Source organism: Soonwooa sp. (assembly GCF_032062245.1).
Classification (GTDB): Bacteria; Bacteroidota; Bacteroidia; order Flavobacteriales; family Weeksellaceae; genus Soonwooa.
The window spans coordinates 1-13,403 of record NZ_DAMBQF010000008.1 but is presented as its reverse complement, the minus strand read 5'-3'; the positions used below and the strand labels follow the sequence as shown (position 1 = coordinate 13,403).

The 13,403-nt window shown below is 35.2% G+C and carries 12 protein-coding genes; 5 read left to right on the top strand and 7 right to left on the bottom strand.

Going from position 1 to position 13,403, the window contains the following annotated elements; genetic code table 11:
• Positions 1-122: 122 nt before the first annotated feature.
• A complete protein-coding gene (folE, locus tag RT037_RS06160; protein WP_079666038.1) occupies positions 123-788 on the top strand; it encodes a GTP cyclohydrolase I FolE in 666 nt (221 codons plus the stop codon).
• A gap of 130 nt (positions 789-918) precedes the next feature.
• Complete coding sequence (gene cysS / locus RT037_RS06155; RefSeq protein ID WP_313028959.1) at positions 919-2,379, top strand: cysteine--tRNA ligase; 1,461 nt, start codon at positions 919-921, stop codon at positions 2,377-2,379.
• Between the two features lie 63 nt (positions 2,380-2,442).
• On the opposite strand, the gene RT037_RS06150 is transcribed toward cysS, so the two are convergent.
• From RT037_RS06150 to RT037_RS06120, 7 genes are all read right to left on the bottom strand, one after another.
• Positions 2,443-3,732: an aldehyde dehydrogenase family protein gene (locus RT037_RS06150; RefSeq protein ID WP_313028958.1), complete on the bottom strand. Its 1,290-nt coding sequence runs from the start codon at positions 3,730-3,732 to the stop codon at positions 2,443-2,445.
• A gap of 84 nt (positions 3,733-3,816) precedes the next feature.
• A complete protein-coding gene (locus tag RT037_RS06145) occupies positions 3,817-4,410 on the bottom strand; it encodes a hypothetical protein (RefSeq protein ID WP_313028955.1) in 594 nt (197 codons plus the stop codon).
• A 34-nt stretch (positions 4,411-4,444) separates the two neighbouring features.
• Positions 4,445-5,089 (bottom strand): HD domain-containing protein, encoded by a 645-nt coding sequence (locus tag RT037_RS06140; RefSeq protein ID WP_313028954.1) that lies wholly within the window; start codon positions 5,087-5,089, stop codon positions 4,445-4,447.
• Positions 5,090-5,093: 4 nt separating this feature from the next.
• Complete coding sequence (locus RT037_RS06135; protein ID WP_313028950.1) at positions 5,094-5,936, bottom strand: alpha/beta fold hydrolase; 843 nt, start codon at positions 5,934-5,936, stop codon at positions 5,094-5,096.
• A 9-nt stretch (positions 5,937-5,945) separates the two neighbouring features.
• On the bottom strand, positions 5,946-6,833 hold the full coding sequence (locus RT037_RS06130) for a PfkB family carbohydrate kinase (protein ID WP_313028947.1): 888 nt from the start codon (positions 6,831-6,833) through the stop codon (positions 5,946-5,948).
• A 10-nt stretch (positions 6,834-6,843) separates the two neighbouring features.
• Entirely contained in the window at positions 6,844-7,479 is a 636-nt protein-coding gene (locus tag RT037_RS06125) for a DUF4241 domain-containing protein (RefSeq protein WP_313028945.1), read from the bottom strand.
• Between the two features lie 31 nt (positions 7,480-7,510).
• Entirely contained in the window at positions 7,511-10,129 is a 2,619-nt protein-coding gene (locus RT037_RS06120; protein WP_313028942.1) for a valine--tRNA ligase, read from the bottom strand.
• Positions 10,130-10,261: 132 nt separating this feature from the next.
• Here RT037_RS06120 and RT037_RS06115 point away from each other — a divergent pair, with 132 nt between their 5' ends.
• The 3 genes from RT037_RS06115 to rmuC all read left to right on the top strand — a co-directional run bounded on the left by RT037_RS06115 (position 10,262) and on the right by rmuC (position 13,215).
• On the top strand, positions 10,262-10,777 hold the full coding sequence (locus RT037_RS06115; protein ID WP_312323793.1) for a DUF1573 domain-containing protein: 516 nt from the start codon (positions 10,262-10,264) through the stop codon (positions 10,775-10,777).
• Between the two features lie 74 nt (positions 10,778-10,851).
• On the top strand, positions 10,852-11,727 hold the full coding sequence (locus tag RT037_RS06110; protein WP_313028938.1) for a polyphosphate kinase 2 family protein: 876 nt from the start codon (positions 10,852-10,854) through the stop codon (positions 11,725-11,727).
• 3 nt (positions 11,728-11,730) lie between these two features.
• On the top strand, positions 11,731-13,215 hold the full coding sequence (gene rmuC / locus RT037_RS06105) for a DNA recombination protein RmuC (protein ID WP_409529546.1): 1,485 nt from the start codon (positions 11,731-11,733) through the stop codon (positions 13,213-13,215).
• The last annotated feature ends 188 nt before the right edge of the window (positions 13,216-13,403 follow it).

The window sequence follows — 13,403 nt, the reverse complement described above, 5'->3', positions numbered from 1 at the left end:
TAGTTTAATATTTGAAGTCTTTTATAATATTAAAGCTACAATAAAATTTTAATAAGCCGGTGCTTTTAGTCACAAAAAGTATAATTTTTCCTAATTTTGCTTATTATAATTAGTTTTTAGAAATGACGGAACATTTTGACAATGACGATGACCTTTTCACTGGTAAAGAACATACACCACTTCGAGAAGATGCTTTTGCACTAAGTCCAGACGAAAAAATTGAAAAAATCCAAGGACTTTTTGGGGAGATCATGCAGACTTTGGGACTTGACATGACGGACGATTCTCTTAAAGATTCTCCAAAGCGCGTGGCCAAAATGTATGTTAATGAAATTTTCGGAGGTCTTCTTCCTGAGAACAAACCTGGTATTTCGACTTTCTCTAATAAGTACAAATACCGTCAAATGCTTGTTGAAAAAGACATTACAGTTTATTCTTTTTGCGAACATCATTTCTTGCCAATTATTGGTAGAGCGCACGTTGCGTACATCTCTAATGGTGAAGTGATTGGTCTTTCTAAAATTAATAGAATTGTAGATTATTACGCAAAAAGACCACAAGTCCAAGAACGATTAACGATGCAAATCGTTGAGGCTTTGAAGGTCGCTTTAGGCACTAAAGATGTCGCTTGTATCATCGATGCTAAACACCTTTGCGTTAATTGTCGTGGCATTAAAGACACGGCGAGTTCGACAATTACAGCAGAACTAAGCGGCATATTCCGTACTAATCCAATCACACGTCAAGAGTTCTTACATTATGTAGGAAGTCATGCAAAACTAGATTAAAAATAAAAAAATGATAAAATTCAAAAAAGTATTAAATAAAATTTTCATCACGACAATTATTTGTTGTTGATGAAATTTCATGTTAAAACAATTATTAATTTTTGAATTTAAAATCTTTTAAAACCAAACAATGCAACTTAAAATATACAACTCCTTAACTGGAGAAAAGGAAATTTTCGAACCGATTTTACCAGGAAATGTTGGGATGTATGTCTGCGGTCCAACCGTCTACAGCAATGTTCACTTGGGTAATGTCCGAACATTTTTGTCCTTTGACTTCATCTACCGAAGCTTGATGTTTTTAGGCTACAAAGTTCGTTACGTTCGCAACATTACAGATGCTGGACATTTGACGGACGATGGCGACATTAACAACGACCGCTTCATCAAACAATCGCGTTTGGAAAAATTAGAACCAATGGAAATCGTACAAAAATATACTGTTGATTTTCATGATGTTCTTAAAAAATTCAATCTTTTGCCACCGACGATAGAACCAACGGCTACTGGACATATTGTTGAACAAATTGAATTAACCAAAACACTAATCGAAAAAGGCTTTGCTTACGAAAGCAATGGTTCTGTTTATTTTGATGTTTTAGAATATAACAAACGCGGACTTAACTACGGCGAATTATCTCGTCGTAATATCGAAGAGCTTTTTGCAAATACGCGTGATCTAGACGGACAACATGAAAAGAAAAATCCACAAGATTTTGCACTTTGGAAAAACGCCTCGCCACAACATATTATGAAGTGGATTTCGCCTTGGGGAGAAGGTTTCCCAGGTTGGCACCTCGAATGTACAGCAATGAGCACCAAATACCTTGGTAATCAATTTGACATCCACGGTGGCGGAATGGATCTTAAATTCCCACACCACGAATGTGAAATCGCGCAAGGAAAAGCTTGTAATGGCGAAGAACCTGTGAGATATTGGATGCATGCCAATATGCTAACGATGAATGGTCAACGTATGTCAAAATCGACAGGCAATTATATTCTTCCAATGGAATTGATTACAGGAAATAACAGTTTCTTTGAGAAAGCTTTCCATCCAAGTGTGTTGAGATTTTGCTTTATGCAAGCGCATTACAGAAGCGTTTTAGACATTTCTAACGAGGCGATGTTGGCTAGTGAAAAAGGTTTTAACAGACTTATGGAAGCCGTAAAATCTTTGGATAATTTGGAAGCATCAGCAACATCGAGCATTAATGTTGAAGAACTGAAAACTAAAGTTGTAGATGCTTTACTAGACGACTTTAACAGTCCAATTGTTATTGCTAATCTTTTTGAAATTGTTAAAACGATATTCGCTATTAAAGATAAAAAAGAAACGATTAGTCAAACGGATTTGGATACATTAAAGCAGTTCGTTCATGATATTGTTTTCGAAGTTTTGGGTTTACAAAATGTTGAGGAAAATAATAGTGAAAAACTAGATCAAGCTTTAAAAGTTCTTATTGATCTAAGAAATCAAGCGAGAAAAGCAAAGAATTTTGATTTGTCGGATCAAATTCGAGATCAGCTTTTGGAGCAAGGCATTGAGCTAAAAGATAGCAGAGACGGTACAAGTTACCAACTTTTATAAAAAAGATTCGGCGCCCTTTGGGCGCCGAATCTTTTTTTAATTTGGATTAAAAACATTTAATCATTAAATATTCCCCACAATGGTTTTTGTAATAGTAAATTCTTTAAGTGCAACTGTCGAAAGTTCTACACCATAACCTGATTGTTTTGCGCCTCCAAACGGCAATCTAGCATCAGAACTTGTTGACTTATTAATAGAAACTGTGCCAGAATCTAAATTATCAATAAAGAATTGCGCGCGTTTTTTATCTTTCGTCCAAATCGCATTTCCTAATCCAAATGGAATATCATTAGCTAAAGTCAACAATTCTTCATCCGTTTCACCAATCATCAACATTGCTAAAGGACCAAATAATTCCTCTTGAAGAATTGGATTCCCAGCTTTTACCTTGATGATTCCAGGTTTTAATTCTTGGTCAGAAAGTCTTTCCAAAGGCAAGACAATTTCGGCGCCGTTTGCAATGGCTTTATCATATTGTGCCAACAATTCATCAGCCAAATCTTTTCTAGCCATTTTAGAAATATGTGTGTTTTTATCCATGGGATCGCCAGGAACATAAGTTTTGTATTCCTCTACAAAAGCTGAAATAAACTCATTTTCCACCGATTTTTGAACTAAGAAACGTTTTGCAGCGTTACAAACTTGACCTGTATTTTGAAGCTTTCCGCGAGGCGCTTCTTTGGCAGCTTTTAGAATTTCGGCATCGTCTAAAACGATATAAGCGTCGCTACCACCCAATTCTAAAACTGATCTTTTAATATTTTTACCGGCAATTGATGCCACTTCGCCACCCGCTTTTCCACTACCAGTCAAGCTTACACCTTGCACATAAGGACTTTCTAAAATCTCTTGAATCTCTTTATGTCCAACTTCAAAATTTTGAAATACCGCTTCTGGAAAACCAGCTTGTACAAACAATTCTTCGATTAATCGTCCTGTTCCGAAACAAATTGACGCATGTTTTAACACAACAACATTTCCTGCCAAAATTGCAGGAACTGCAAATCTCAACACTTGCCAGAAAGGAAAATTCCAAGGCATAACGCCCAAAATAATCCCAAGCGGCGCATGATGAACTTCAGAAACATTAAATTCGGTTTCGATATTTTCAGGTGCTAAAACATTTTCACAATTTGCGTAATAGTCGAGCATACCCGCAGTTTTATTGATTTCGGCAATCGATTGGGTAATCGGCTTGTGCATTTCTTTAGTAATGGTAACCGCATATTTGTCGACATCCGATCTCATCAATGCAGCCATTTTTGAAAACAATTTTTGACGTTCTTCAAAACTTATTTTTCTCCAATTGAGAAAGGCTTGGTTACCTAATTCTAATTTTGCTTGTATATTCATAGTATAAAATTTCCGCACAAAATCTGTGCTAGAAAGTTTGATTTTAATAAAATTTAAATTTGCTTGTAATTGACAGAATCAGTTTTATTTGCGCCTAAAAAGCAAAACTGAATTAAGGAAAATCAACAATAAATCCAGGGTCACCCAAATACTGATTTTCATATTGTCATACTTCAAAATACCAACTTGATCCGAAGCAATACTTGACAATTTCTGACTTTGATTAATATAGTTGCGTACTTCTACAATCTGGTCACGATTGCCTTCTGTAACGGCATGTTGCGAAAAATATGCGAGTCTCGACTTGTTAAGATAACCTACAATCCAAAACTCATTTGACTTTTGCATATTAAGATATTCTATGCGATAAAAATCTGGTCGAATTCTCCCAATATGTTTAGAAAGATACTTTTCGTTTTTTTCATCTTTATCCGAAACACGAATAACATAAAAATCCAGCGGCTGTGGAAGATGGTTTATAACTTGTACCGCCATCGAATTTTCTAGAAATTGGCTTAGACTTTTTTCGACAAACCAATATGCGAAATAAGCGATACTCCCAACAACAATAACAAATCTAAGAATCTTTGCTACAACCGCAAATCGACCTTTTTTGTACAAAGACAAAACTAAGGCAGCGCATAACAACAAGAAAATCAGAAATATTATTAAATACATGTTGCAAAGATAAGAAAGCTTTTGAAACTAGAGCTTAGTCGACATTCCATTCTTTATAAAATTGATCTAAAAAGCTTAACATAAACTGGTGACGTTCTTCGGCAATTTCCTTTGCAGAATTGGTATTCAACAAATTTTTTAGCAACAACAATTTTTCGTAAAAATGATTAATGGTCGTCCCATTCGATTTTTTGTATTCTTCTTTTGACATGCCGACTTGTGGCGGAATATTAGGATCGTACATTAAATTGTTTTTAAAACCTCCAAAATTAAATGTTCTCGCAATACCAATCGCTCCAATAGCGTCGATACGATCAGCATCTTGTACAATTTTTAGTTCGATTGGAAGATTTTCTGGCGCTTCATTTCTGTTTTTAAATGAAATATTATTAATGATAAAAACAACTTTTTCGATGCGGTCGCTAGGAAAATTTAAAGATTGTAAAAATTCGGTTGCCACTTTTGGCGCTACAGCTTCATCTCCGTTATGGAATTTGGGATCAGCAATATCGTGTAACAAAGCACCCAACTCTACAATCTCGATATCACAAGATTCTTTAGCGACAATTTTTTTTGACAACTTCCAAACGCGTTCGATGTGGTACCAATCGTGTCCTGCTTCCGCGCCTTGTAGTTTTTCTTTTACAAAATCTATGGTTTTATCAATAATTTGACTCATTTTTTTAATTAATTTGGTTTAAAATAATATTCCACAGCTTTTGATTATAGCTTCTAAAAAAGTTGACATGTCCAATGTTCCCTACTTCCGAATCTTTAACTTTTATTAAATGATATTCGGACTCTAGTTTTGGATAGGTAATTTTTAAAAGCGATTCGACACCATTTTTGGTTAACCAAGCATCATCTTCGGCATAAAGAACAAAAACTTTTTTAGAAATATTTTTAGAAATATCCACTTTCGAATTCTCTAATAAATAATCGGTTGATTTTTGTTTTAAAATTAAATTTCGCCAATCATAACCAACGCCAGCAGGAAGACTTTCGCCCAATCCAAAACGATGCGCAGGGAAATAACCGAACAATTTAGTTGACAAAGGCTGCATAATCCCAAAACCCAAATAAGCCGAAACTTTGGTTTTAAAATTGAGATGACCAACGTAGGCATTTTGCGTTGCTACAAAAAACACTTTTTGGAAAACATCAGAATTTTGATTCATCCCAAGAATTAGCGCACCGACACTGTGACCAAGGATATATTTAGAAGAATCAGAATAATGTTTAATAACATATTCTGTAACTGCTTTGTAATCGAGGTTGCCCCAATCTCGCATGGTTGCAGAAAAACCTCTCATTTTTTTAGGTTTTGATAAACCTATCCCGCGGTAATCGTAAGTAATAACCGCTATTCCGTTCTGCGCTAAAAACTGAGCAAATCCAAAATACATTTGCTGTTTAACACCCGTCGCCGAATTAATAATCAAAACTTTTTTCTTATCAATTTCGGGCACAAATAAGGTTGCGGCTAACAGATATCCATCCTCAGCTTTTATTGATAATTCTTGCATTATATTGGGCTATTTGATCTCCTTAAGATTAGGAAGACCTTTTTGAGAATCTAGTTGACTAGCAGCATGAAGGGCAATTTTATTACCAAACTTCACGCAATCTTCAATGTTATTTTGATGTAAAAGGGCAATTGCAAAACCAGAAGTAAAGGCGTCGCCCATTCCCATTTTGTTGACCATTTCACTTGGATTTTCACGGAAATATTTCATTTCTGCACCATCGTAATAACTTGTAGAATTGGCATCATCGCGCAAAAACAATTTATTAGGAAGACTCTTCATAATGCTTTCTACAGGCACATCGCCAAAGACGTTTTTAACATCATGATTTTTAGCAACGATAAAAGTCGCTACGTCTACAACTTCTTGAGAAAGTTGCGCTGCTGGTGCCGCATAAACCCCCAATTTTTTAGAATATTTCTTGCACTTTTGTGCAACGTAATTGATGGTTTCTGCTGGAATTTCCATTTGCATTAAAACCAAATCTGCACTTTGAATAAAGCGATCCGCTTCGTCGATATAACGTTTTCCTAATTTGTAATTAGCACCAGGAATAACTACAATTGCATTACCTTCCGCAGAAGTCGTTACATAAGCTGTCCCTGTCGGCTCGTCAGTTTCATTGATAAATGCAACATTAACGCCCTCGTCATCGAGGTTTCGAATAACTTGTTGTCCATAAGGATCCATCCCGACACAACTCACCAAATAGACATTGGCACCAAGTCTTGCCGTAGCTATCGCTTGGTTTGCGCCTTTCCCTCCAAGAAAACTCTTAGATTCGGATGCCAAAATAGTATCATTAGCTTGAGGAATTTTGGAAGTTTCTAAAACAAAATCTATTGAAGAACTTCCAACAACAACTATCAAAGGATGTTTTTGTGTTACTTTTATCATGCTTTAACGTTTATTGAATTTCTATAAATTCGGTAATAAATTTAACAGGTTGCTTATCTTTATTATATCCAATGTACGAAGCGTAAAAACCTTCGCCATAACCAGCTTCGAAAGCTAAAAGATTATTAGCTTGTTCTGGATAAGGCTTCATCATTGCAAATTGATCGATTGCCCCATTGCTATCATAAAAATAACTATGGAAAAACTCTTCGTAAAGCCCCATGAAATCGGCACCTTTCTTTTTGAAAAGCTCTTGCTCGTAATCATTAACTTTCTTCTGTGTGTCAAAATCCATCAATCCTGCCATTCCTGATTCTACTGGAAAACCAAAAATTTCGCCATCTTCCAAATCTTCTAGTTTTTGATCATCGCACAAAGCCATCACCCAAGTCTCAACAGTGTCATCTGCGAAGACAATCTCAGAATATGCAATGCAATTACTACTCGCTTCTTTATGTATTGTCACTGGAAAATTGCCTTTCGGAAATAATTGGTTAAAAGGAGTCTTATCCGGCGTAACCACTGGATCACAAGCCACCAGTCTTCCTGACGAAATATGTAAAGAACCCGCCTCAAAGCTTTCTAGAAGCGGATTTTCTACATGTGATTTTGAAAATAATTTCGTGATATTTTCTATATGATTCATTCTTGTGAAAGTAAAGAATAATTCTTAAGTATTATAATGTTTTTAATTTTTCTTCTAAAATTGCAATCTTATCCATCGCGTCACGTTGTTTTTTAAGCTCGTTATCAACAACTTGTTGCGGCGCACCAGCCATGAATTTTTCGTTTGACAATTTCTTCTCAACAGAGATTAAGAAACCTTTTAAATATTTAATTTCTTCCTCCGTTTTTTCTTTTTCTTCGCCTAAGTCTAAGTTTTCACTTAACGGAATCGCACATTCTGTCGCGCCAACTAAGAAACTAAAACTAGGTTTATCTGTTTTTTGACCAAAATGAATATCTTGTAAATTAGCCAATTTTAAAATCACAGCTTGATTAGCAAATTCAGACGCATTTGTAAAAATTTCAACTTCTTCTCTTGGCGAAATTCCCTTTGATTGTCTATAATTTCTAACACCAGAAATCACTTCTTTAGCAAAATCAAAATTAGAAATCAACGCTTCATCAAAACCATCAACTTTTTTCTGTTGTGTAATAATCAAAGCCTCTTCTATACTTCTGTCGCTGATAATATGCCAAATTTCTTCTGACAAAAATGGCATAAATGGATGCAACAACTTCATTAATTCTTCAAAATAAGAAATTGTTTTATCATAAACTTCTTGGCTAATAGCTTCACCATAGTTTGGTTTAACAGCTTCCAAATACCAAGAACAGAAATCATCCCAAATCAACTTATACAACACATGAAGTGCATCCGAAATACGGAATTTTGAGAAATGATCTTCCATTTCTAAAATGCTTTTCGCTAGTTGTTGCTCAAACCAATTAATCGCTTGCGTATCGGCATCATTTGCTTTTACATTAGCATCTTTCGTCCACGTTTGTGTAAGCTTAAATGCGTTCCAAATTTTAGTCGCGAAATTACGTCCTTGCAACATCAAATCTTCATCAAACAACAAATCGTTACCTGCTGCAGAACTTAATAAAATACCAACACGAACGCCATCTGCGCCATATTTATCAATTAATTCGATTGGATCTGGAGAATTCCCTAAAGATTTTGACATCTTACGTCGCTGCTTATCACGAACAATTCCTGTGAAATAAACATTTTTAAACGGAATTTCCTTTCTATATTCTAGACCAGCCATCACCATTCTCGCAACCCAGAAGAAAATAATATCTGGTCCAGTCACCAAATCCGAAGTAGGATAATAATAATTAATGTCTTTATTATTTGGTTCTAAAATGCCTTCGAAAACAGAAATCGGCCACAACCACGACGAGAACCAAGTATCCAAGGCATCTTCATCCTGTCGTAAATCCTCAGTTGTCAGTTGGTGGTTGTTAGTTTTTTGTTTTGCTAAAACTAAAGCTTCGTCAATATTTTCTGCAACGACAAAATCATTTTCCCCTGTTCCAAAATAGAAAGCAGGAATCTGTTGTCCCCACCAAAGCTGACGAGAAATATTCCAATCATGGACACTCTCCATCCAGTGACGATAAGTGTTTTTAAACTTTTCAGGATAAAACTTAACCTCATCATCCATCACAACATCCAAAGCTGGTTTTGCTAATGTTGCCATTTTTAGGAACCATTGTACAGAAATTTTAGGTTCGATAACTGCGCCTGTTCTTTCTGAAGTCCCTACTTTATTAGTATAATCTTCCGCCTTTAACAAAAGATCTTTTTCATCAAGTTCTTTTACAATTTCTTTTCTAACAACAAATCTATTTTTGCCAGCATAATGCAATCCATTTTCGTTAAGATTAGCATCATTATCCATAGAATCGATGATTGGCAAGTCGTGTTTTTTTCCTATTTCGTAGTCGTTAAGATCGTGTGCTGGAGTAATTTTCAAAGCGCCAGTACCGAATTCGATGTCAACATACTCATCTTCGATAACAGGAATTTCGCGATTAACGATCGGTACAATCAATTTTTTTCCTTTTAAAGCTTGGTAACGCTCATCATTAGGATTAACACAAACTGCAACGTCTCCAAAAATAGTTTCTGGACGCGTTGTAGCAACCGTCACGAAATCTTCTGACCCTTGGATTTTATATTTTAGATAAAATAATTTCCCTTGTTGTTCCTTAAAGATAACTTCTTCATCCGAGATGTTTGTTTTCGCCTCGGGATCCCAATTGATCATTTTGTAACCTCTGTAGATTAATCCTTTATTATAAAGATCAACAAAAACTTTAATAACCGATTTTGACAAATTATCCTCCATCGTGAATCTCGTACGATCCCAGTCACAAGAACATCCTAGTTTTTTAAGCTGCTCCAAAATTGTCCCACCATATTGGTGTGTCCAATCCCAAGCATGTTTTAAGAATTCTTCTCTTCCGATATCTGTTTTAGAAATCCCTTGCTCTTTTAGTTTGGCAACAACTTTAGCCTCGGTTGCGATAGATGCATGGTCTGTACCAGGCACCCAACATGCGTTGAAACCTTGCATTCTTGCACGTCTCACCAACACATCCTGAATTGTATTGTTCAACATGTGTCCCATGTGAAGAATTCCCGTTACATTCGGTGGTGGAATTACAATGGTGTAAGGCGGTCTATCATCTGGTGTCGAATGAAAATATTTGTTATCTAACCAGTAGTTATACCATTTTTGTTCTGTCTCTTGAGGATTATATTTGTCTGCAATCTGCATTATTAATAATTTTTTGGCTTATTATTTGCAAAAATAAGATAAACAAAATTATTTATAGATATATTTAAATTTATTTATAACTTTGATTCTTAGTATTTTCAAGAATTTTAACTAACAAAATAGAAAAACAATATGAAAAAGACACTTTTAGGAATGGTTGCTGTTTTAGGTTTCGGACTTGCTTCTGCACAATCAATTTCTTTTGACAAAACAGTTTTTGATTACGGAAAAGTAACTGCAGGTAGTGATGGTCACAGATACTTCACGGTAAAAAACACTGGAGACAAGCCGCTTATCCTAACAGAAGTAAAACCAGCTTGTGGATGTACAACTCCTGAGTGGAGTAAAGATCCAATTTTACCAGGAAAATCCGCTCAAATTAAAGTAGGATATAATACAAACTTAACAGGTGCTTTTAGTAAGCCAATCGAAGTATTTTCGAATGACCCAAAAAATCCTAGATCTGTATTAACTATTAAAGGTGAAGTTGGTGCTGCTACACAACAAGTACAAACTCTACAAGCAACTCCAGCTTCTATGAAGGCTGAAATAGTAAAAGAAGCTTCTCCTGCACAATCTAAAAAAGCAGTCAGAGCGCAACAAGTACAACTTGCTGCACCAGTTAAAATGGAAGAAGTTAAGAAATAACATTTTTCAACTAAAGATTTTTAAAACCGCTTATACAAGCGGTTTTTTTTGTTACATTTACATAAAAACCGAATATGAAATCTATATCAATAAAAGACTTTTTAGCTAGTAAAAAAGATTTTAAAATCGGTGATCACAAGACCGATTACAAAGCAGATATTCCAAAAGAAGAAGGTGAAAAACTTCTTAATTCTGAAAAAGAAAAACTTTACGATTTACAAGAAAAACTATATGCCGACAGCAGTCAATCTTTACTCATTGTTATCCAAGCTATGGATGCTGCTGGTAAAGACAGCCTGATAGAGCATGTTTTCGGAGGGGTTAATCCGCAAGGTTGCGAAGTCACAAGTTTTAAAACACCGAGTTCTAAAGAATACGGTCAGGACTTCTTGTGGAGACATTATCTGGCGGTTCCGGCGAAAGGAAAAATCGGAATTTTCAATCGCTCTCAATACGAAAGTGTTTTGGTGTGTAAAGTTCATCCAGAATATAATCTTAAGGAACGCGTTTGGGACGATGTTAAAGATTTTGACAAAAAATTCTGGGACACTCGCTACGAAAGTATCCGAAATTTTGAAAAACACCTTGCTAATAACGGAACAAGAATTATTAAATTCTTCCTTAATGTTTCTAAAGATGAACAAAAGCAAAGATTCTTGGACCGAATCAACGAAGAAGATAAAAACTGGAAATTTTCTAGTGGTGATGTTGTAGAACGCGGTTACTGGAAAGATTATATGAAAGCATACGAAGAAGCCATCCAAGAAACTAATACCGATTATGCACCTTGGTATGTTATCCCAGCAGACAAAAAATGGTTTACAAGGCTCGCAGCTCTGCAAATTATTATCGATACTTTGGAAGATATGAATCTTAAATTCCCTGAGGTTAGCAAAGAGGAAAAAGAAGCTTTACAAAAATTAAAAATTGAATTAGAAAACGAAAAATAAAATATGGATGTAATGTCGCTGTTTTTGGGCGGTGTTGTTGGGTTTGTAATTGGTGCGGTGATTTTGCATTTTTATTATTTGTCAAAGACTGCAAAAAATTCTGTTTTGATGGAGCAAAATCTTGCAAGCTTAAAATCTGAAAATTCTTTTATTAAATCTAATCTTGACACATCGGAGAAGCAAAAAGCAGATTTACAATTTAAAATTGAAGAGCAAGAATCTAAAACATTTTTACAGCTTCAAAAAGTTGCTGAACTAAATGCGGAAAACACTAATCTAGTTCAGCATCTTGACGATTTTAAATTTGAATTAAAACAACTTCAGGACAAACAAGAAATCATCCAACAAGAAAAGCAAAATCTAATTGCCCAAAATGCTGAATTGTCTGCACAAAACAAAAACCTAGAACTTCTTCTTGACAATCAAAAAGAGGAAATCGAAAAATTGCAAGAACAAAGCAAATTGCATTTTGAGAAAATGGCGAATCAGATTCTCGAAGAAAAAACAGAAAAATTCACGAATCTTAATCAACTACATCTAAAATCTATCCTAGAACCTTTCGGGAAAAACATTGACGAACTAAAGAAAACTGTTTTTGAAACTTATGATAAAGAAGCTAAAGAACGTTTTTCGCTTGGTCAAAAAGTAACGGAATTAAAACTTCTGAATCAGAAAATCTCAGAGGAGGCACAAAAACTAACTCAAGCTCTTAAAGGTAATAACAAAACCCAAGGCAACTGGGGCGAAATGATTTTGGAAAGTATTTTGGAAAAATCTGGACTTGCCAAAAATCGAGAATACTTCCTCGAACACGAATTGCGTGACGATTCCAAAAACCCAATCTATTCGGAGTTTTCTGGAAAAAAAATGCGTCCTGATGCTTTGATTAAATATCCTGATGAACGCAATGTTATTATTGATAGCAAAGTATCATTAAATGCTTTTATAGAAATGGCAAATGAAGAGGATAAGGATATTTTCAAAATTAAACAAGAGCAACATCTTCGTTCGGTTAAACAACACATCAACGAGTTAAGTCTAAAAGCCTATGACGACTATGATAAAAGTTTGGATTTTGTGATGATGTTTATACCGAATGAAGCAGCTTACAATGCCGCTTTACAAGCGGATTCGCAACTTTGGAATTATGCTTATGATAAACGAATTTTATTATTAAGTCCCACCAACCTGATCACTTCTCTCAAATTAATCGCTGATCTTTGGAAGCGCGATGCCCAAAATAAAAATGCTTTGGAAATTGCAGATCGTGGCGCAAAGCTTTATGATAAATTTGTTGGTTTTGTAGAAAATCTCGAAAAACTTGGCAAGAACATCGCGCAAGCGCAATCTTCTTATAATGAAGCCTACAAGCAACTTTCCACAGGAAATGATAATCTGGTCGCTCAAACTGAAAAGCTTCGAAAACTTGGATTAAAAAACAAAAAGCAACTTTCTAATAATCTTACTGATTCTCCGGAAAGTGAGTAAGGAAATTAACTTGTTTTCGATACACTTTTCTGCGAAAACTACTCAAACTGACGTTAATTTTCTTATCCCAAACTCAGGGTAAACGAAAAAGCCTTTCAGGGTTTAGAACCCTGAAAGGCTTTTTTGTATCCGCAATCCCTAGCCCCGATGTTCTATGTTAATCTGCAAATTTTTCAGGTTAAAATTTT

Coding starts and splice junctions, on each gene's coding strand:
- folE (WP_079666038.1), top strand. CDS start 123: ATGACGGAACATTTTGACAATGACGATGACCTTTTCACTGGTAAAGAA.
- cysS (WP_313028959.1), top strand. CDS start 919: ATGCAACTTAAAATATACAACTCCTTAACTGGAGAAAAGGAAATTTTC.
- RT037_RS06150 (WP_313028958.1), bottom strand. CDS start 3,732: ATGAATATACAAGCAAAATTAGAATTAGGTAACCAAGCCTTTCTCAAT.
- RT037_RS06145 (WP_313028955.1), bottom strand. CDS start 4,410: ATGTATTTAATAATATTTCTGATTTTCTTGTTGTTATGCGCTGCCTTA.
- RT037_RS06140 (WP_313028954.1), bottom strand. CDS start 5,089: ATGAGTCAAATTATTGATAAAACCATAGATTTTGTAAAAGAAAAACTA.
- RT037_RS06135 (WP_313028950.1), bottom strand. CDS start 5,936: ATGCAAGAATTATCAATAAAAGCTGAGGATGGATATCTGTTAGCCGCA.
- RT037_RS06130 (WP_313028947.1), bottom strand. CDS start 6,833: ATGATAAAAGTAACACAAAAACATCCTTTGATAGTTGTTGTTGGAAGT.
- RT037_RS06125 (WP_313028945.1), bottom strand. CDS start 7,479: ATGAATCATATAGAAAATATCACGAAATTATTTTCAAAATCACATGTA.
- RT037_RS06120 (WP_313028942.1), bottom strand. CDS start 10,129: ATGCAGATTGCAGACAAATATAATCCTCAAGAGACAGAACAAAAATGG.
- RT037_RS06115 (WP_312323793.1), top strand. CDS start 10,262: ATGAAAAAGACACTTTTAGGAATGGTTGCTGTTTTAGGTTTCGGACTT.
- RT037_RS06110 (WP_313028938.1), top strand. CDS start 10,852: ATGAAATCTATATCAATAAAAGACTTTTTAGCTAGTAAAAAAGATTTT.
- rmuC (WP_409529546.1), top strand. CDS start 11,731: ATGGATGTAATGTCGCTGTTTTTGGGCGGTGTTGTTGGGTTTGTAATT.